The following is a 19,306-nucleotide window of genomic DNA, read 5'->3' as shown; positions in this document are numbered from 1 at the left end:
CGTGCCACTCCGATCGACTCGATCTTTTCTCCAGCCCATACTGTCGGCGAAACGGTCCCTATGGCTAGGCTGACCCCGCGGCGGCCTCTCACCACCACGCACCGACTCGGCCGGCGCCACACCGATTCGGGGGAAAAGACGTGTCACTGTCCGCCACCCGTTCGCGAGCGGGAGCCGCGACCGCCGTCCTTGCCCTTGCGATATCTCTCATCGCCGCTCCGACCGCAGCGGCCGCGCCGGTCATCCCCGATCCAGCTCCGGTCGATGTCACCGCCGTCGCCTCCCTCACAAAGGAGGCGAGCGTAGCCGAGGTGGGGCCGGACCAGACCTTCACGTACACGTTGACCGTCGGCTGCTCGTCGATCACCGACCTGGGCTGCCGCGACGCCGTCCTCACCGACGTGGTCCCCGCGCCGTTCGAAGTCATCGATGCCGTGGTCGGCGCCGGAGTGAACTCCGCCCTCGAGCCGACCATCTCCGGCAATACCGTCACCGTCACGTGGGTGACCGATCTCGACGGCGATGCCGGCGACGCCGTCGGCATCCTGGATGCAACCACCGGCGTGGTCGAGATCACCGCGCGTCTCCCCGAGGACGCCTCGTATGACACCAACGACGTCGAGGTGTTCAACGAGGCATATATCGAAGGCTCGAACTTCGTCGACGAACCCGGCTCGGCGGGAGTGACCCCGGTCATTCCGCTCGAACTGGCCACGACGCCGACGAAGTCGATCACGCCGGCATCGGCCATCGCGGTGCCGGGTACCTCGGTCACCGCAGCTCTCGGCGGGCGCAACGACTCGAACGCGACCGTCGATACGCTCATCATCCAGGATCCGGCCGACGAGACCGCCGCTCCGAACCCGTTCGAGATGCTCGGGTTCACGGGCTTCGGCAGCGTCACCGCGCCTGCGGGATCCACGGCCACGACGTATGAGGTCTATGTCCCGCCCACATGGGTGGAAGCCCCCGGCGGGGCGCTGCCCGCAGGCGTGGCCGCCGAAGACGTCCGCGGCACACGCGTCACCTTCACCGGCGCGATTCCCGCGGGAGCCACCGCATCCGTCGAACTCGACCTCGCCACGACCGACCTCGCAGCGACTCAGCCCGACGGCACGGTCGTCGAGAACACGGTGTCGTCGGAGGTCGCGCTCGGCGACGAGACGGTCACAACCCCGACGAGCGCCGACTTCACAATCCTCGCCAACGATGTGCAGGTCACCGCGACGAAGTCCTTCGACCCGAGCCTCGTGATCGCGGGCGAGCCCAGCACCGTGACGCTCGGCGCAACCAACGCGTCGACCATCCCGCTCGAGCAGCTCACGATCCGCGAACCCTCGGCGGGGGAGTTTCCCGCCGAGTACACGTTCGCCGGGATCACTGAGCCGATCGAGTACCCCGCGGGCGCGACATCCGGCACCGTGATCTACCACCTCATCGGCGGCGGCGAACAGTCCGAGCCCTTCGCGGACGGTGCGGTGCCGCCCGCCACCGAAGGAGACCCGGCGCTCGTCGGATGGTTCGAAGTCGTCTTCGAAGGCCCGATCCAGCCAGGTGCCGAGACATCCGTCGTCCTCGAGGTCGACACCGATCCCGACCTCACGGGGCTTCCTCTCTTGGTGACGAACGTGGTCGGCGTCGAGGGCCACAACCAGGGAGTCACCGGTGACGCGGATGCCCCGGCCGACCTCTACATCTACGACGAAGTCGTCGAACCCTACATCACCAAGCAGGTCCGGCCATCGCAGATCCTCGCCGTCCCCGGTCAGATCGTCACGGTCTCGCTCGAGGGCGGTCTCACCGACCGGCCGAGTCCGCCGGACACCCCGACGGGGTCCACCGGCAACGCGGACGTCATCGTCATCCAGGATCCGCAGGACCCGATCGACGGCGACGCATGGTGGAACGCGTTCGACATCACCGCGATCACCCAGACGCCTGTTCCGGGGCAGTCCTCGCTGACGATCGAGTACTACGACACGACGGACGGGCAGTGGAAGGTCCTCACCGCAGACATCGAGGGTGCGCAGATCTACTCCGCACCGATCGACCCCGCGATCTCCGCCGTGGCGGGAGGCATCCGCTTCACGTATACCTACACGGGCGACGACGGCCTCGGATTCCCGCCCGGAACAGATCTCGCACCGAACTTCACGAGCGAACTCCGAGCTGACGGGCGTTACACCGGAACTCCGCCGTTCTCCGACGTCGAGTCCACCTTCGTCCCCAACTGTGCGCAGTCGTCGGCCGAGGCATCCACCGATGGAGTGCCCGACGGCTCGGCGACGATGCCGGCAGACGAGTGCCCCGAAGTCGAGCTGATCCCCGCCGACCCCGGCACCGCGGACCTCATCGACAAGACCTTCGGCACCTCGAGCTCCGGCGGGGTGAAGACGGTCATCGCGCGGTCGGGTGACACCATTCCCTCGACGCTGTCCTGGTCGACCGGCGGCTACTCCGGCCTGGAGACCGTGCAGATCACCGACGTGGCGGCCCCGGACGACATCGCGGTCGCGTTCAGCATGTTCGACGCGTTCAACCTGACGCGCGTGCAGCCCATCTCGACGGCGACGGACCCGCTGATCGCCTACGACCAGGTGGTCGAAGTGCTCCTCTGGAACGGCACGGCGTGGGTCGGCGCAGCCAACGATCCCTGTCCCGCGGCCTGTATCGGCCAGTTCCCCGGCATGAGCCTCACCGCGGCGGAGCAGGCGAGCACCACCGGCGTTCGGCTGGTGCTCGCCGAGAGTCCCGACCGTGCGGAGGCATCGGCGGGCGTGCCGGACGCGCCCCCCGTCGGCTCCGGTGTCGCCCGCTCGTTCGGCAACACCCGCCCGGTCACGCTGGTGTGGCAGGTTCGCGATGAACGCCGCTCCGACGGGGTCCCCGCACTCGGTGACATCCTCTACAACCTCGATGACCCGGGCGTCGTCCGCAACACGGCTCGCGCCGCGGGCTTCCCCGCCGACGGCGGGACGCCGCTCAGCTCCGACGCATCCGATGACGTCCTCATCATCGACGTCCCGATCACGACGACGACCGACAAGAACTGGCAGGGCGGTCCGCTCGCCGTTCCCACCGACGCGGACATCCCGATCGGCCAGTATCCGCTGAGCCGCCTCACCGTGACGACCCGCAACACGACGCCGGCGCGCGTCGATCAGCTCGTCATCGCCGACCCCGCGCCGACGACGATCGTCGACCGCCGCCAGGATCCGTTCCAGGCCTTCACCTTCAACAACTTCTCGGCGATCACGGTTCCGTCCGGCACCACGTCGACGGTGGTGCGACTCTTCTGCCCGGGCGGACAGGCGCCCGAGGACTACACCGTCGCCCAGGCACTCGCGCTCGTCCCGGCCGCGCTCCCGTGCGACGTGACGGGCATCCAGGTGAGCTTCGACGGCCGGATCGCCGCAAACGGCGCCGGTGTGGTCGCGTTCGACGTGCGGCTGCGCCCGTACTGGCGAGGCACGACCGAACGCGTCTCGGTTGCCGACTCGCCGATCGCGAACACCGCCCAGGGCGTCGTGGCCGACATCGAGCCGACCGGCCCCTGCCCCCCGCCGGCGGACTCCCGCTACGCGTGCGACCAGCAGACCGCCTTCATCCAGCTCGAGGAGCCGACCTTCTCCGTCACGGCGGGCAAGTCGTTCTCTCCGGCGTCCCAGAAGGACGGAGACACCGGTCAGATCACCATGACCCTCGCGGGCCAGCCCGGCGGGTCGGCCCGGGCCCGGTTCCTGACGATCACGGACGACGATCCGACGTTCTGGAACGCGATGGACTTCGCGGGGATGTCTCCGTCGTGGGCGCTGCCGGTGCCGGTCGGCCAGGTGCGTGCGTGCTACCTCTCGGGCGGTGACTTCAGCGCGGCGAACGTCGTGGCCGACACCGTCGGCGGCACGTGGACGTGCCAGCCGATCACCCCGGGCTCGATGACGGTCGCGACCGCGAGCGCGTTCCTCGACGCCGCACCCGACGACCTCCACGGCCTGCGGTTCACCTTCGCGCAGGCCAACGACCTCGGCTGGCAGAACCCATCCAACCCGGTCGTCAACGTGCCCGTCCTCCTCGAGCGACGCGCAGACCTTCGCACCGGCGGCCCCGTGCCCACGACCCGCGCCGATCAGGTTCCCTCACCCGGCGAAGCGGACGCGGGCACCTTCTGGAACACCGTCGAGGTGGACGGCGAGTCGGCCAACGTCGGCTCGGGTCCGCTGACAGACAGCGACACCGCTGAAGCGGAGTACCGCTACCTCCATCTCGAGGCGGCGATCTCGGTGACGAAGTCGCCGAACGGCGACATTCGACCCGGCGCGGTCGTCCCGTTCACGCTGTCCTTCACGAACACCGGCGAGGCGCCGCTGCACAACCCGCTGTTCGAAGACCGGCTTCCCACGGACGCGGACGGCATCATGCTCGTGCTCGATCCCGACCGTGACCCGACTGTCTCGCCGTACACGTTCGCACTGACCGGCACGGCGCCTGATCCGCCGAACGGCACGGCGCTTCCCACCGATCCGGATGTCGTCGACGTCGATGTCCTCGACGACATGATCTTCTTCCGGATGCCCGGGGGCAGCGTCCTCGAGCCGGGCCAGACGTACACGATCACGATCCAGCTCATGCTGCGGCCGGGACTTCCCGCGGGGACCCAGGTGCAGAACTGGGCCGTCGTGAGCGTCGATGAGCCGCTCGACGACTGCGTGCCCACCCTCGGGCCGAACGGCGAGTGCATGGATGACGCGATCGTCTCGCCGCTCGCGGTGCCCGCGCTCAGCACCATCAAGTACGTCCGGTCGGATGTCGATCACAACCAGCCCGGCATCCCGGAGGTGTTCTCGACGGTCGAGGGCTTCGAGTGCGAGGGCACCGCCGTCGCCGGCCGCTTCTACCGCGCCCCCTGCATCCCCGTCACGCTCCCGGGCGGCACTGAGACCTGGCGGTTCCGCGTCGTCAACGCCGGCACGCTTCCGCTCGACCAGGTGGTCTCGATCGACAACCTCCCCACCCCGGGCGACCAGGGACTCATCGTGCAGCTGCCCCGCGAGAGCGAGTGGGAGCCGACGTTCGTCGGCGGCGTCGTGCTGGTTCCCACGGCGACGACCCCCGCGGGTGCGGTGCTCACGACCTACTACTCGACCGCATCCGTCCCGTGCACGGCCGATCTCAACCCGCTCGGCACGCCGTGCGGGGCGGGAGCGTGGATGCCGCTCGACGGTTCCGTCGACCCGGCGGTCGTGCGCAGCCTGAAGTTCGTCGTTGAGTTCCCCGACGCCGATCCGCTCCAACCGGCCGAGACCCTCGACATCCAATTCCAGACCCGGACCACACCCGACGCGCGCGCCGCGTCGGACTTCCCCATCGCCTACAACACGGTGTCGACAGGCGGCTCGGCGATCGGCGCCACGCCGACGGTCGTGCCCGCCACCGAGGGCCGGCGGGTGGGCGTCAGCCACCCGACCGGGCCCATCCAGCTACAGAAGATCGTCTCGGGACCGGCGGCCGAGTTCGCCCCGGACACATTTCCCGTGCAGTTGACCTGCGTCAGCGGCGGCATCGAAGTGCTCTCGCTTCCCGAGCTGATCCTGGTCCCCGGCGCCGACCCCGTCGAGGTGGACAGGGTGCCGTGGGGCGCCGAGTGCGCCGCCACCGAGGGCCAGTTCGGGCAGACGACGACCGTCATCGGAACCGCCACCGTCGGCGGACCGGACGACGAGATCGGTCTGGTCACGATCGAGAACGTCTACGACGTCGCAGCGCTCACCATCCGCAAGATCGTCGACGCCGCCGGCGTCAACGCACGCGGGAACCCCGTCGAGTACGGCCCCTTCCCCTTCAGCGTCTCGTGCACGTTCGAAGGGGCCGAGGTCTGGGCCGACGGCTACGACGCCGAGAATCCCATGGCGGAGTCGCTCACGACCGATGAGACGTGGGCGCTCGGCGGGCTGCCCGTCGGAACCGAGTGCACGGTAACCGAGGATGACACGCTCGACGCGACCTCCACCTCCTTCGTCGTGAGCGTGGCCGGCGAACCGCAGGAGCCGGTCGACGGGACCGAGGTCGCTGTGACGGTGGTCGAGGGCACGGTGGTCGAGGTGGCCGCGGTCAACACCTTCGCCGCGGGGGCGCTGCTTCTCGAGAAGGAGGTGACCGGCCCCGCCGCCGAGGACTTCGGCCAAGGACCGTTCCGTCTCGCCGTCGATTGCGTACTGGACACCGGGAGCGGGCCCGCGCGCGTCTGGGCCGGTTTCGTGACGCTCGGCGCCGACGACGGATGGGAGGCCGAGATCGACGACATCGCGACCGGCGCGACCTGCACGGTCACCGAGGTGTCGACCGGCGGAGCGACCAGCGTCGCCGTCGAGCCAGGCTCGGTCACCATCGGCGACGGCACCACCGTGGAAGTGGTCGTCACGAACACGTTCGCCGCCGGCTCCCTCACGGTGACGAAGCAGATCGACGGCGACGGTGCCGAGCTCTGGGGCGCGGGACCGTTCGAGGTCACGCTCGAGTGCGTCGACGGCATCGGTGACGCCGTCGGGATTCCGGGCGGGGCCACTCGCGAGCTGTCCGTCGACAACGACTACACCACGACCTACGAGCCGCTGCTCGTCGGACTGCAATGCACGCTCACAGAGACCGACGCGGGCGGAGCCACATCAACGACGATCACCGACGCCGAGACGGGTGAACCCGTCGAGCTCGTGGAGGTCACCGAGAGCGCGACAGATCTGGTCGTCACGAACATCTTCGAACTCGGTCAGCTCGTCGTGTCGAAGACGCTGTCGGGGGATGCTGCGGCAGACCACGCCGATGACGCGTTCGAAGTCACGACGACGTGCGCGTGGAACGGATCGGAGATCGACGTCCCCAGCGGGGGCGTCCGCGTTCTCGCTCCGGCGCAGCCGGTGACATATCGCGATCTTCCCGTCGGGGCGGAGTGCACGATCCGGGAGACCGATGACGGCGATGCGTCGGTTGTGACATACAGCCCCGCCGCAGCCGACGGCACCGATGCCGCCGTGGTCACGGTGAGCGCCGGGGCCGCGGCATCCGTCTCGATCGACAATCGATTCGATCCGGACCTGCCGCCGACGGGAGTGGACGGAGGACGCTTCACGCTGCTGACCTTGGTCGCGGTTCTCCTCTTCGCCGCAGGGATGATCGCGCTGAACGTGAGGCGGAGGCGGCGTAGCTGAGCGGCGTCACCTGTGTGCGACGCCCAGCGGGATCCTCGTGAGCGAGGCTCTGCGAAGATCAACCGGGCCACGGACCGACCCGGGCTGCCATTGTCGGGGCTGCGATCCACTCGGGTTGGTCCGAGTTGCTCCGCTCGGGTGCCGACGCGCGGTTGTGCTCGAACAGGTGAGCCGCATCGGCAAGTGCTCGTGGGAAAAGCCGGTGAAAGAAGTGGCGCATCGCTACACAGCCTCGAAAGATCGGGTTCCGCGGAATGACGCGGAAAGTCCCCCCTCGCGCATCCATGAAAGGTGGTCGGATAAGGGTTCAAATCCCACCGTCACCGCCACTTTCATCCCAGATCAGCGTCACATTTTGTGGCGCTGATCTGCGTTTGGGCACCGATTTGGGAATGACCGGCCGGGGTGTCGGTTGCCCAATTCTTTCCCACAACGACGCTCGCGACTCTGGAATGACCGCGGCATCCGCGTGATTCCGCGGTTCGCCCGGGCTACCTACCGTGGGATCAATCCCAATGTCAGTGGGGGTTCGCCACTCAATGCGATGCAGCCTGCGCCCGCGAAGTGGTTGTGCGGACATCGCCACGAACGCCCCAGCGTCCGGACCTCTCGGTCCGGACGCTGCGGCTCGTTGGCCGTCCGTTTATAGTGACATCGGCCGTGCCGATTCCACTTCGGGCGGACCCCGCCACGACGGCTACGGTCAGTGAGACGGTGGCGACGATTGCGAGGAACGGGACCGAGAACCCGCCGCTAAGCGCTTCCGTGGTGGAGGCCTCGGCGTGGTGGAGCGCCTCGGTGCGAGGCTGGCGATGTGAGGTCGAGGTCCTCCGCGATCGACGGAATGTAGGGGTCGAGCATCACCACGGGTTGCGCGGCCACCATGGGGAGCGCAGGCGGCATGTTGCGCTCACGCATGGGCTATCGCCTCCAGTACGGGAAGCTTCGCCGCACGGATCGCGGGCGCGATACCGGCAAGAAGACCCGCGACGGCGACGATGCCTGCGAGGGTCGCCAACTGCAGTACAGGGAATTCGATGGCCAGCGGCGCGATGGTTGACAGGGCGCCTACAGCCGCAAAGCTAGCTGCGGTGCCCAGCAGCAGCCCGGAGGCAACGGCGGCAACCGAGACGATGGCCGCTTCGGCCTGCACCATGAAGGCGACGGAGCGGAGGGACATGCCGACGGCACGGAGCATCCCGATCTCACGGGTGCGCTCTGTGATGGACAGCGCCAGGGTGTTAGCGATTCCGAGCACGGCAATGACCATGGCGAAGGCGAGGAGGACGGTGACCAGCCCGAAGATCTGGTCCACCGATTGCGTGCGACCGGCGATGACAGCCGCCTGATCGCGCACTTGAACGGTGGGGTGGTCCTCGAGTGCGGCCTTGAGCGCCGAGGTGAGCTTCGAAGGCGTTGTCCCGTCGGCTGCCAGGACGAAGATGCTCGCGTCCATGTCCTCCGTGTAGAGGTCAGCGTAAGTCCCAAGGGAGACGAAGAAGTCGGTCTGCAGCGCCTGGGCTGACCCGTCCGCGATGACTCCCACGATGGGGAGCGTCATCTCGCCAGTGCGGGCGAAGGTCATCGGCAATTCATCTCCGACGGTGAGCTCTCTCTCGACGGCGACGCGTTCTGCGATGACGACGCCACCGTCTTGTAGAGCGACGAGTTTGCCTTCGACCATGCGGACGCTTGCGACCTCACTGATGGCGACGGGGTCGAAGCCGGTAAGCGCGCTGGTGCTCTCACCGTCCTTCCAATGGCCGTACTTCAGCCGGGTTGCCGCACCGACCTCTGCGACTTCGCGCACTTCGTCGTAGACGGCTGCATGGACGCCGCCGAGCATCTCCTGGCCGGCGCTTTCGATGACGACGTCTGCGGCGATGACCTCCCGGTACTGCTCGCCGGTGGCGGTCTTGACAGACGCGCCGACCACCGAAACGAAGCTCATGAGGGCGAGCCCGAACGCCAGTGCCATCACTGTCGCCGCTGTTCGGCGCGGTGCGCGCAGCGCGGCTTCACCCGCAAGCTGTCCGGGCACGCTCGCCCTCGCGCTGGCGCTGACAAGCACGACGAGGGGTCGCAGTGCGATCGGCGCGACCATGACGATACCGACTAGCGCTGAAACCAGCCCCACCCCGAGGAGGAGCGTCGGTCCGCCGACCGCCGGCAGAGCGGCCACTGCCGCGCCGACGATCACCAGCACGCTCCCGGTGATGAGGCGACCGCGCCCGAGATTCCGCGTCTCCGCTGCGCTGGCGCGCATCGCCGCGAGCGGTGACACGGCCGCGGCACGACGGGCGGGTCCAACAGCCGAGATGAGCGTGACGACGACCCCAACAATCACGGCGACGACGACGGTTCGGGCTTCGATAATGAGGTCACCGGACGGGATGCTGACACCGAACACCTGTGCCAGCGCGCGAAGTCCGTAGGCGCTGGCGATGCCGATCAATACACCGGCTGCCGAGGCAGTCACGCCGACGAGCAACGCTTCGATGAGGACGGAGGCGAGGACCTGTTGTCCGGTGGCTCCGGTCGCGCGGATCACCGCGAGTTCGCGGGTTCGTTGCGAGATGACGATGCTGAACGTGTTGGCGATGAGGAATGCACCGATGATGAGGGCGGCAACGCTCATCACGACGAGCACGACCTGGAGCATCTCGAGGTTCGACGCGGCCTGCTCGGCGCCGGCCGCCGCGAGGTCCTGAGCAGTGGCGACCTGAACGCTTTCGTCGAGGGCGTCAGCGACGAGCGGTTGGAGTTCCGCTGCGGTCAGGTCGGATGTGACGAGGATCTCGGAGAGCCCGTCGCCGAGGTCGAGCGTGCTCTGAGCGGTGGCGAGACTGGTCAGCGCGACCGACCCGACGGGAGGACCGTCGCTCTCGCCGAACCCGACCAGGCCGACGACGCGCAGCTCAACTGTTGCGTCTGCGACGAGAGTGACCGAGTCACCGATGCCGATGCCCAGCTCCTCAGCGGCGTTCTTGTCGAGGACGACCTCACCGGCCCGGGTGGGCGACACGCCGTCAAGGAGCGGGTACGCTCCGATGGGCTGGTCGACCCACGTGCTCAGCTGCACGCTACCCAGGTCAGTGGCACCCTGCTCGAGGTGTGCCGCGCCCTTCGCGACCGGGACCGCTTTGGTGACCGCAGCCACGTCGCGGACGGTGTCGAGGGTCCCAGCGGGAAGCGGGTCGCGCTCCACCTCGACACCCATTCCGGAGTCGAAGGCGGTGGCGGTGCGGACGGTGAGGTCGGCGCCGGCGGCAGCAGTGGCGAACTGGTCGTCGAACAGCTTCTGTGCGGTGTCGTTGAGCACAAGGCTGCCGGAGACGAACGCGACTCCGAGCGTGACGGCGGCGACCGTCAAGGCCAGGCGCAGCCGGTGAGCGATGACTTGCGCGAAGGCGAACCGGATCATGCCGCCACCTCCGTACGGTCAGCGTCGAAGCGTTCCATGCGAGCCAGGACGGTTGCGGCGGTCGGGTCGTCGTGACCGTCGATGACCTCGCCGTCGGCGAGGAACTCGACCCTGTCGGCATAGGCGGCCGCAGACGGGTCGTGGGTGACCATCACGATGGTCTGCCAGAGCTCACTCGCGGCGCGGCCGAGGAAGGCCAGGAGGGCTTGGCTGGAGCGTGAGTCGAGTGCGCCGGTGGGCTCGTCGGCGAAGACGACCTCGGGGCGAGAGATGAGGGCACGGGCGACAGCGACACGCTGCTGCTGGCCACCGGAGAGTTCCGCGGGCCGGTGTGTGAGCCGGTCGACGATGCCGAGCGTCGCGGCGAGCTCCAGCATCCAGTCCCTTTCGACTTTCTGCCCCGCCAGCCGGAGGGGCAGTGCAATGTTCTCCTCTGCGGTAAGGGCAGGAACCAGGTTGTACTGCTGGAAGATGAACCCGACCTTCGTCCGACGCAGGAGGGTGCGCTGCTTCTCGCTCAAACCGACCAGTTCGGCACCGCCGAGCAGGATGCTGCCCGAGTCGACGGTATCCAGCCCTGCCATCGCGTGCATCAGCGTGGACTTGCCGGATCCGGACGGCCCCATGATCGCGGTGAATCGGCCGCGACGGATGTTGAGGCTGGCGTGGTTTAGGGCACGCACGGCGGTGTCGCCGGTGCCGTAGGTCTTGATCAGGTCAGTCGCTTCGATGGCGAACGTGGTGCTCATGAGTGTGTCCTTCGGTTGATCAGCGGACCGCGGCGAGGTGACGGCGGTACTGCGCCGGGGCCCACGAGGCGGTCATCTTGGTGTTGAGAGAGGCGCCGAGACGGGCGTAGAAGCGCTGGCCGGCGTGGTTGTCCAGGCGGACGCCCCACTGCACGAGCAGGTTGTCCTCGGCGGCGAGCCGGGCCACGGCAGTCATCAGCTGGCTGCCGATTCCCTTGTCGCGGTGGCCGGGTCGAACGTAGAGGTCGTCGAGAGCGAGCAGGTCGCCGCCGGTCCACAGGTGGATCCGGCGAACGATGCTCGTGAAGCCGATGGGACCGGATTCGTCCTGGGCAATCAGGACCCGCACGTCTGGCCGGGCGAGCAGTTGTCCCCACCTGTTTGCGTCAACGAGGACGTGGTCGAGATCTCCCTCGTGAGCGGCGAGCTCTCGCACCATGTCGTCGAGTGCCGCAGCGTCGGCGGTAGTGGCCTGTCGAATGTGTACCATGACTTCTCCTTACGATGTCGAGATATCTCTGTACAGTGTACGGATACGGCGTACATATTGCACCGTACGATGTACACTGTCAAGCAGGAGGTTCCGAATTGGCAGAAAAGCTCACACAGCGAGGGATCGCAGAAGCGGCTCTCGCGGCTATCGACGCCGAAGGCATCGAGGGACTCAGCATGCGGAAACTCGCGCAGAGCCTCGGATCCTCGCCCATGTCGGTGTACACGTACTTCCCGGACAAGGACGCGCTACTGGACGGGGTCGCTCAACTCCTGCTCGCCGAAGTCGACACGCCGCCGGAAGACATCCACTGGCGTGACGCCATGCGATTCATCATGCGATCTGTACGGCAGGTGGCCATGCGCCATGCAAACGCCTCACGGCTCATCAACCGCTTCCCGCCTCACACTCCCGACGCTCTCGCGTTCGTCGAGGCGGGGTTCCGCAGCTTTCGCCGTGCGGGCTTCGACGAACTCAGCACTGCGCGCTGCTACCGCGCCCTGGCCGCGTACTCACTCGGAACACTCGATATCGAGCTGGGCGGATACTTCTCGCCCGAGACGCGCACCATTACATCCGACATCCGAGACGGCATGGATACACCCACGGCGGCCAAGATCCTTCCGCTTGTCACCGAGATCACCCCAACGCTCCTAGCGCAGGACGACGCAGCGGAGTTCGAGTACGGCCTCGAACTCCTGCTCGACGGCTTCGCTGACGCGATGTCCCGGGCCGGCCGGACAGCCTGAGCCCCGCCAGGCTGGGAGATCCGGAAGACGCACATGCCCCTTTTCGACCACATCGGTATCACCGTCGAAGACCCGCACAGAGCAGCCGCGCAGTTCGATCCGGTGCTGACCGCACTCGGAATGCGCCGCTACGATTCGGCCGACTCCGTCGCGTGGCTCGCTCCTGGCGAGACGGAAGTCATCCTCTACCCCGCCCGCCAAGAGAAAACGGGGCCACATCGGCACGGACACGTCGGATGGCAACATCTCGCGTTTTCGACGGAATCACGCGACGACGTTGACCGCTTACATCGCGTCGCTGTTGCTGCGGGCTGGACTGTCGTGCGCGAGCCGAAACCCTACCCGCGTTTCAGCGATCGGTATTACGCCGCCTTCGTTGAGGACGAGAACGGCATCCGCATCGAGTTCATGCACAACCCTCCGGCTCACGAGTAGCGGGGTCATCAACAGCGGCTCGATGAAGCACCCCATGAGCCGGCTGGGACAGCCGTCGGAACAGGAGTGTCGATCCGCAGGCTCGCGGGAAAGATCGCGGACAGAGCCAGTAGTACGGGATGCCGCAGATCGAATAGTTCGGGTAGCTGTCGGCGACGACCACCGTGACGTCGACCGAGGGGTCCAGTTCGCGAGCGCGAAGCGCTGCCGAGATCCCCGCGTCGCTGCCGCCGATGGCGACGATGTGCCTTGTTCCCGCCGACGGAGGCGCCATCACGCCCCTCGGGTCGGGACGAGCTCCGCGAGGAGCGTCTCGATGCGGGTGCGGATGTCGTCTCGGATCGAGCGCACCGCGTCGATTCCCTGGCCGGCCGGGTCGTCGAGCTCCCAATCCTCGTAGCGCTTGCCCGGGAAGATAGGGCACGCGTCGCCGCAGCCCATGGTGATGACGACATCGGACTCGCGGACCGCGTCGACCGTCAGGATCTTGGGAGTGTTCTGACTGATGTCGATGCCCTCTTCGGCCATCGCCTCGACGGCGACCGGGTTGATCGTGTCCTTCGGCGCCGAGCCGGCAGACAGCACCTCGACATCGTCGCCGCCCAATGCTCGAAGGTATCCGGCCGCCATCTGCGAACGGCCGGCGTTGTGGACGCAGACGAAAAGAACGGTGGGCTTGTCAGCCATGGCGGTCTCGCTTTCTCTCTCCAACGAAAGCATAGACCACGATCTATTGAATTACTGAGACCGTCTTCTACGTCGCCGGGAGCAGCTCGGCCAGGAGGGCGCGCACCCGCTCTTCGATGTCGTTCCGGATCGCTCGCACCTGGTCGAGGGGTTTGCCTACTGGATCCTCGATGTCCCAGTCGAGGTACCGACGACCGGGATACACCGGACAAGCGTCACCGCAGCCCATGGTGACGACGACATCGGCGGCGCGCACAGCCTCATCAGTGAGCGGTTTGGGAAATTCGCCACCCAGAGGCACGCCGATCTCGTCGAGCGCGGTGACCACGGTCTGGCGCACATCCGATGCCGGAGCGGATCCCGCCGTGTGGACGACGACCTCGTCGCCGGCGAGCTGTCGAAGAATGCCGGCGGCGAGCTGAGAGCGTCCTGCGTTCTGCACGCAGACGAAAAGAACGGTGGGCACAGCCGAGATGGCGGACTGCGCTCGGCTCAGCGCTTCCAGCCGCGTCGCAGCGAAGGCGGCCGTGCGGCTTGCGAGCAGCGGAGACTTCGAACCGCGGGCCAGGAGCTCGTAGCTCTCCATGACGGTGGCCCGGACCGTCTCGGGGCTGAAGACACCGCGGAACCGACTGGCGAGGTTGCTCGTGATGCGGTCCAGGTCTGGCGGTGGGGATGATCGCGGTCCGTCGCCGAGGAGGGCGTCGACGCGATCTGCGTGCTCGGAGGCGACCGAGTACCAGACGCGTCGGCCATCGGGCTCGCGCACGACGACGCCGTCCTGATGCAGCGCCTTCATGTGATGGCTGACGGTCGGTTGGCGGAGGTTCAGCGATTCAGCCAGTCGCCCGACGAGTGCTCGGCCGTCCTCCGACTCTCGGATGAGCCGGAGAATGCGCGCACGCGTCGGATCCCCGAGTGTGGTGAGGTCTCCGGCATCCGTGGGCCGATTCATAGATACCAGCCTATCTATGCGCGAGACCGTCGGGTCAGCGATCGGCGCGTGCGAATCCTCGCGCTCGCTCACCCAAGGCAGTCAGGCTGTACCGCGCTCCGACGCGTTTCACCCATTCGAGGTTCTCCACCTCCCACAGCAGCTGATCGATCATCTGTGGGACGCGAGCAGCGACGCGCTCCGACACCGCCGGTCGCCTCTTCAGCCAGCGCAGAACGAGCTGCTCGCGATCGGGTGTGTCTTCCGCGTCGATGATGTCCAGCAGGAGCACCCGTGTGCCGCTGAGGTGGCGGCGGATCATGGCGTCGTTCATGGAGTCAGCGGTCAGCTGTCGTTCGACGCTCGATGAGGATGGTGTCGCGCCACCGGCCGGCGTGGGGCCCGACCTCTGCTCGAGCGATGCGCTCACGGCGGCCGACCGTCCTGAATCCGGCTGCCTCGTGGAGCTTCAGGCTGGCACCGTTCTCCGGGAAGATGCTCGACTGGATCGTCCACACCCCTGCCTCGTCTGCCGCGGTGACGAACGCGTCAAGGAGTTTCCTGCCGACGCCCTGGCCCCGCGCGTCGCGGTCGACGTAGACCGAGTGCTCGACGACGCCGCGATAAGCCGGGCGGGAGGAGATGGCGGATGCCGCCACCCAGCCCAGCAGCGTGCCCTGGGTGTCCTCGGCCACGATGCGCATATGGGGGAGCCTGGCAGCGTCGAAGGCCTCCCACGTCGGGGTGGCGATCTCGAAGGTCGCCTCCCCGTCCTCGATGCCCTGCGCATAGATCCTCTCGACGGCCGGCCAGTCGTCGGCAGTCATCTCACGCAGCCTGATCACGAGCAGCAGCCGCCTCCGTCGCTCACGTTCGTCGAGCACACGCCCGTCGCCGGGAGCACCAGTTCCACCTTCGATGCCGATGTCGTGTCACCGGCCAGCCAGGCGGTGACCGAGCGGACCTGCTCGTACCCCGTCGCGAGCAGGAAGGTCGGCGCGCGACCGTAGGACTTCATCCCGACGATGAAGAAGCCCTGCTCCGGGTGCGTCAGTTCACGGAACCCGTGAGGCTCGACCGTGCCGCAGGAGTGGACGTTCGGGTCGATGAGCGGCGCCAGTCGCTTGGGTGCCTCGACGATGTCGTCGAGCTCGAGACGGATCTCGCGGAGCATGTCGAGATCAGGGCGGAAGCCGGTGGCATTGACGACCACGTCCGTGCCGTGCGCGACGACTTCGCCGCGACGGTACCCGACGAGCTCGATGCCATCGGCCACCCGACGGCCGCGGATGATCTCGAACTCGTCGAGGACGGTGATGCGGCCGTCGGCGACCGCCCGGTCCACGCGGCTTCCCAGGCGTGCCCGATCGGCGAGCTCGTCGTCTGGGGAGGACGACACGCGGACGGCCTGGGCGTTGCGGATCAGCCAGGTGACGCCGGTACGGGGGACCTGGCGCGCGAGCTCCGCCAGTCCGAGCAAGGTGTTCGCAGCCGAGTGGCCAGCACCCACCACCGTGGTGCGGCGCCCTGCGAACAGAGCACGGTCGCGACCGAGGACGTCGGGCAGTGCAGGAGTGACCGCGTCGGCGATGTCGGCCATACCAAGCAGTTCGAGCCCGCTCGAGGACAACGAGTTCGGCGTGCGGTAGGTGCCGGAGGCGTCGATCACCGCGCGGGCGGTGACATCTTCGACGGCACCGTCGGCGGTGCGGACGCGGAGCGCGAACGGCGTGGCGGCGCGTGCACGGGTGCGTGTGCGGTCCATGCCCTCGCGCGTCACCCCGATCACCTCGACGCCGGTGCGGATGCGGGACGCGATCGCGTCAGTCTCGGCCAGGGGCACGATGTACTCCTCTACCAATTCCGCCCCGGTGGGGGCACGCTCGGGGTCCGGCAGCTCCCAACCGCCTTCTTCGAGAAGGCGGCGGGATGCCGGGTCGACCAGATGCTTCCACGGCGAGAACAGGCGTGTGTGGCCCCACGCCCGCACGCTGGCGGCGATCTCGTCGCCGGCTTCGAACACGACGAAGTCGATGCCGCGCTCGGCGAGGTTCGCCGCCGCGGCCAGGCCGATCGGCCCTGCGCCGATGATGGCGACGGGGAGAGTGGACACACGGTCGGTGTCAACGACGCGGGGAGTCAGGTCGAGCAGGGTCACAGCATCCTCCAACGAATATCGATGAACTTCGATACCCGATTCTTCACCGATCTATCGACATCTGTCAATATCGATTAGTCTCGATGCATGACCACGATGCTCGACGTGACCGACGTTACCGCCGGGGCGTGCTGCGCACCTCTGGTGCGCGAGCCGCTGAGTGCCGCCGAGGCAGACCAGCTGGCGACCACGATCAAGGCTCTGGCCGACCCGACTCGGTTGCGGCTGCTGTCCATCGTGGCAGCTTCGGAGAACTCCGAAGCCTGCGTCTGTGATCTGGTCGAGCCGGTCGGTCTGAGCCAGCCGACGGTGTCTCATCATCTCAAGATCCTGACCACGGCAGGCTTCCTCACCCGCAGCAAGCGCGGCACCTGGGCGTACTTCACCCTCGTGCCCGGCGCGCTCGACCGCGTCTCGCAGCTCCTCGTCGCCTCGTGAGCCACACTGTTCGCGCTGCCGCAGGAGAGTTCCTTGGCAGCGCGGGACTTGCCGCGGCCGTCGTCGGGTCCGGCATCGCCGCGCAACGCCTGTCGCCTACCGATGTCGGTCTCCAGCTCTTCGAGAACGCGTTCGCTACAGCGCTCGGATTGGCGGTTCTCATCGTTGTCTTCGCCACCGTGTCGGGCGCGCACTTCAACCCTGTGGTGACCGTTGTGGACATCGTGCTTCATCGCCGCGCCTGGTCGACCGCAGCGGTCTATCTGCCGGTCCAGATTCTCGGGTGCATCGTCGGCGCCATCCTCGCCAACGTGATGTTCGCCGCACCGGCGGTCGCGTGGGGCACCACGGACCGATCGGGGTGGCCGCTCCTGCTGTCCGAGGTGGTCGCCACCGCCGGACTCATCCTGGTCATCTTCGCGCTCGTCCGTACCGGCCGATCACACCTGGCAGCGCCAGCGGTGGGTGCCTACATCGGTGCGGCGTACTTCTTCACATCGTCGACGAGCTTCGCCAATCCCGCGATCACAGTCGGGCGCATGTTCACCGACTCCTTCGCCGGGATCTCCCCGGCAACCGCGTGGCCCTTCATCGTCGCCCAGTTCATCGGGGCCGCACTCGGCTTCGCCGCAGTCCGCTTCCTCTTCCCCGTTGCGGCGTCCGAACCGGTCGTCGCACGAGGCTGATGTCCCCGAGTCGGCGCTCCGGGCTCGCCCTCAGCGTCCTCGCGATCAGCCAGATCGTCGCCTGGGGTGTGCTCTACTACGCCGTGCTCGTCGCCGCGCCCGCGATCGCGGCCGAGACCGGGTGGCCGGACGAGGCCGCCTTCCTCGCCATCACGGCAGGACTGCTCACCTCCGCCGTCTGCGCGATACCTGTCGGCCGCCGGCTCGATCGACATCCGCGACGTGTCATGGTCAGCGGCGCGATCGTCGGGACGGTCGCAATGCTCGCGGCCGCGGCATCCCCCACCATCTGGACCTTCACGGCAGCGTGGATCATCTGCGGCGCGGCGCAGTCCGCCGTCCTCTACCAGGCCGCGTTCACGATCATCACGCACCGCCACCAGGAAAGACGTCGCGGACCGCTCACGCTGGTGACGCTCGCGGGAGGACTGGCGTCGACCATCTTCGCTCCGCTCACTGGGTGGCTCGTCGTCGAGGTGGGGTGGCGAGTCACGTTCGTGATCCTGGCTGCGATCCTCGCCACCGTGGTGATTCCGGCATACGTGGTCACAGTCGAGCGCACGTGGCCGCACCGGGACGCGTCGGGGACAGCGAGCGGAACCGCGGGACAGGCTTTGCGATCCGCGCGGTTCTGGATGCTCACCCTCGCGCTCGCACTGATGTCGTTCTCGCTGTACGCAGTGACGCTGGCCGCCGTTCCTGCCGCAGTCGAGAAGGGAATGGACCTTCAGCAGGCAGCTTGGGTCCTCGGACTCATCGGTGCCGGTCAGGTCCTGGGACGCCTCATCTACCTTGCGATGCCCCACACCGCTGCGCCGTGGATCGCGCCCGCCGGTGTGGGGATCCTCGGCGCGACCATCCTCATCGGCTACTCGCTGGCGGCGGGTTCGATAGCGATGTTCGCCACGGCCGTCATCGCCGGCGCGATCCGTGGCACGCTGACGCTCGTCCAAGCATCGGCGGTCGCCGACCGATGGGGGGCAGTCTCCTACGGAAGACTGAATGGAGTGCTCGCCGCGCCGATCACCGCCCTGACAGCCCTCGCTCCGGGGGCGGCCGCGATGGTCGCGGTGGCGATGGGGTCGTATCAAACAATGGCGATCGTGATGGCCGGCCTGTGTGCAGCCGGAGGCCTCCTCGTCATCCGCCGCTAGCCCGGTGATGTCGTCGATGCTGACGTTCTCTGAGCCGGGGCGACCGATTGGGCAACGGTTGATTGGGCCTGTCAGGTTCGGCTGATGATCAGTTGGCTCGAGCGCCATCCCTCGGGACCGAGGTGACAAGTGGCCGCATCGCCTGCACTTTGATTCCGAGATCCCATGTAAACACTGGGATCGCGGGGCTTCTCTCG

Annotated in this window: 14 protein-coding genes; 6 read left to right on the top strand and 8 right to left on the bottom strand. The window is 67.6% G+C overall.

Annotated features, from left to right (window positions below; genetic code table 11):
• Positions 1 to 140: 140 nt before the first annotated feature.
• A complete protein-coding gene (locus JX005_RS12480; RefSeq protein WP_214467878.1) occupies positions 141 to 7,202 on the top strand; it encodes a DUF5979 domain-containing protein in 7,062 nt (2,353 codons plus the stop codon).
• Positions 7,203 to 8,112: 910 nt separating this feature from the next.
• On the opposite strand, the gene JX005_RS12475 is transcribed toward JX005_RS12480, so the two are convergent.
• From JX005_RS12475 to JX005_RS12465, 3 genes are read right to left on the bottom strand one after another with little or no spacing between them, the layout of a single operon-like run.
• Positions 8,113 to 10,626, bottom strand: coding sequence for an ABC transporter permease (locus JX005_RS12475; protein ID WP_214467877.1), 2,514 nt, complete (start codon positions 10,624 to 10,626; stop codon positions 8,113 to 8,115).
• Complete coding sequence (locus tag JX005_RS12470; RefSeq protein ID WP_214467876.1) at positions 10,623 to 11,375, bottom strand: ABC transporter ATP-binding protein; 753 nt, start codon at positions 11,373 to 11,375, stop codon at positions 10,623 to 10,625. The genes JX005_RS12475 and JX005_RS12470 overlap by 4 nt, the downstream gene beginning before the upstream one ends.
• A 19-nt stretch (positions 11,376 to 11,394) precedes the next feature.
• Positions 11,395 to 11,865, bottom strand: coding sequence for a GNAT family N-acetyltransferase (locus tag JX005_RS12465; protein ID WP_214467875.1), 471 nt, complete (start codon positions 11,863 to 11,865; stop codon positions 11,395 to 11,397).
• Positions 11,866 to 11,879: 14 nt separating this feature from the next.
• On the opposite strand from JX005_RS12465, the gene JX005_RS12460 reads away from it, so the two are divergent.
• Together JX005_RS12460 and JX005_RS12455 are read left to right on the top strand one after the other, a co-directional pair.
• Complete coding sequence (locus JX005_RS12460; RefSeq protein WP_281422073.1) at positions 11,880 to 12,617, top strand: TetR/AcrR family transcriptional regulator C-terminal domain-containing protein; 738 nt, start codon at positions 11,880 to 11,882, stop codon at positions 12,615 to 12,617.
• A 33-nt stretch (positions 12,618 to 12,650) separates the two neighbouring features.
• Positions 12,651 to 13,052: a VOC family protein gene (locus tag JX005_RS12455; RefSeq protein ID WP_214467873.1), complete on the top strand. Its 402-nt coding sequence runs from the start codon at positions 12,651 to 12,653 to the stop codon at positions 13,050 to 13,052.
• A gap of 273 nt (positions 13,053 to 13,325) precedes the next feature.
• On the opposite strand, the gene JX005_RS12450 is transcribed toward JX005_RS12455, so the two are convergent.
• The 5 genes from JX005_RS12450 to JX005_RS12430 form a co-directional block, all read right to left on the bottom strand.
• Positions 13,326 to 13,739: an arsenate reductase ArsC gene (locus JX005_RS12450; protein WP_214467872.1), complete on the bottom strand. Its 414-nt coding sequence runs from the start codon at positions 13,737 to 13,739 to the stop codon at positions 13,326 to 13,328.
• A 67-nt stretch (positions 13,740 to 13,806) separates the two neighbouring features.
• Complete coding sequence (locus JX005_RS12445; protein ID WP_214467871.1) at positions 13,807 to 14,694, bottom strand: metalloregulator ArsR/SmtB family transcription factor; 888 nt, start codon at positions 14,692 to 14,694, stop codon at positions 13,807 to 13,809.
• A 34-nt stretch (positions 14,695 to 14,728) separates the two neighbouring features.
• Positions 14,729 to 15,007, bottom strand: a complete 279-nt coding sequence (locus JX005_RS12440; RefSeq protein ID WP_214467870.1) for a hypothetical protein — start codon at positions 15,005 to 15,007, stop codon at positions 14,729 to 14,731.
• 4 nt (positions 15,008 to 15,011) lie between these two features.
• The gene (locus JX005_RS12435; protein WP_214467869.1) at positions 15,012 to 15,500 is read right to left on the bottom strand and encodes a GNAT family N-acetyltransferase; all 489 of its coding nucleotides are present in this window, start codon (positions 15,498 to 15,500) and stop codon (positions 15,012 to 15,014) included.
• 14 nt (positions 15,501 to 15,514) lie between these two features.
• Positions 15,515 to 16,831 carry an FAD-dependent oxidoreductase gene (locus JX005_RS12430; protein WP_214467868.1) on the bottom strand — a complete coding sequence of 439 codons (1,317 nt, stop codon included), beginning with the start codon at positions 16,829 to 16,831 and terminating at the stop codon, positions 15,515 to 15,517.
• Between the two features lie 87 nt (positions 16,832 to 16,918).
• On the opposite strand from JX005_RS12430, the gene JX005_RS12425 reads away from it, so the two are divergent.
• Genes JX005_RS12425 through JX005_RS12415 form a run of 3 tightly spaced genes read left to right on the top strand, consistent with a single transcriptional unit; the run spans position 16,919 to position 19,109 of the window.
• On the top strand, positions 16,919 to 17,269 hold the full coding sequence (locus JX005_RS12425; protein WP_214467867.1) for an ArsR/SmtB family transcription factor: 351 nt from the start codon (positions 16,919 to 16,921) through the stop codon (positions 17,267 to 17,269).
• Positions 17,266 to 17,955 carry an aquaporin gene (locus JX005_RS12420; protein ID WP_214467866.1) on the top strand — a complete coding sequence of 230 codons (690 nt, stop codon included), beginning with the start codon at positions 17,266 to 17,268 and terminating at the stop codon, positions 17,953 to 17,955. Before JX005_RS12425 ends, JX005_RS12420 begins: the two co-directional genes overlap by 4 nt.
• Complete coding sequence (locus tag JX005_RS12415) at positions 17,955 to 19,109, top strand: MFS transporter (RefSeq protein WP_214467865.1); 1,155 nt, start codon at positions 17,955 to 17,957, stop codon at positions 19,107 to 19,109. The genes JX005_RS12420 and JX005_RS12415 overlap by 1 nt, the downstream gene beginning before the upstream one ends.
• The last annotated feature ends 197 nt before the right edge of the window (positions 19,110 to 19,306 follow it).

Source organism: Microbacterium flavescens (assembly GCF_018588945.1).
Lineage (GTDB): Bacteria > Actinomycetota > Actinomycetes > Actinomycetales > Microbacteriaceae > Microbacterium > Microbacterium flavescens.
Note: the sequence above shows the minus strand (reverse complement) of the source record. Positions and strands in the feature narration are given on the sequence as shown.

Coding starts and splice junctions, on each gene's coding strand:
- JX005_RS12450 (WP_214467872.1), bottom strand. CDS start 13,739: ATGGCTGACAAGCCCACCGTTCTTTTCGTCTGCGTCCACAACGCCGGC.
- JX005_RS12435 (WP_214467869.1), bottom strand. CDS start 15,500: ATGACTGCCGACGACTGGCCGGCCGTCGAGAGGATCTATGCGCAGGGC.
- JX005_RS12460 (WP_281422073.1), top strand. CDS start 11,880: ATGTCGAGATATCTCTGTACAGTGTACGGATACGGCGTACATATTGCA.
- JX005_RS12455 (WP_214467873.1), top strand. CDS start 12,651: ATGCCCCTTTTCGACCACATCGGTATCACCGTCGAAGACCCGCACAGA.
- JX005_RS12445 (WP_214467871.1), bottom strand. CDS start 14,694: ATGAATCGGCCCACGGATGCCGGAGACCTCACCACACTCGGGGATCCG.
- JX005_RS12470 (WP_214467876.1), bottom strand. CDS start 11,375: ATGAGCACCACGTTCGCCATCGAAGCGACTGACCTGATCAAGACCTAC.
- JX005_RS12415 (WP_214467865.1), top strand. CDS start 17,955: ATGTCCCCGAGTCGGCGCTCCGGGCTCGCCCTCAGCGTCCTCGCGATC.
- JX005_RS12440 (WP_214467870.1), bottom strand. CDS start 15,007: ATGAACGACGCCATGATCCGCCGCCACCTCAGCGGCACACGGGTGCTC.
- JX005_RS12425 (WP_214467867.1), top strand. CDS start 16,919: ATGACCACGATGCTCGACGTGACCGACGTTACCGCCGGGGCGTGCTGC.
- JX005_RS12475 (WP_214467877.1), bottom strand. CDS start 10,626: ATGATCCGGTTCGCCTTCGCGCAAGTCATCGCTCACCGGCTGCGCCTG.
- JX005_RS12465 (WP_214467875.1), bottom strand. CDS start 11,865: ATGGTACACATTCGACAGGCCACTACCGCCGACGCTGCGGCACTCGAC.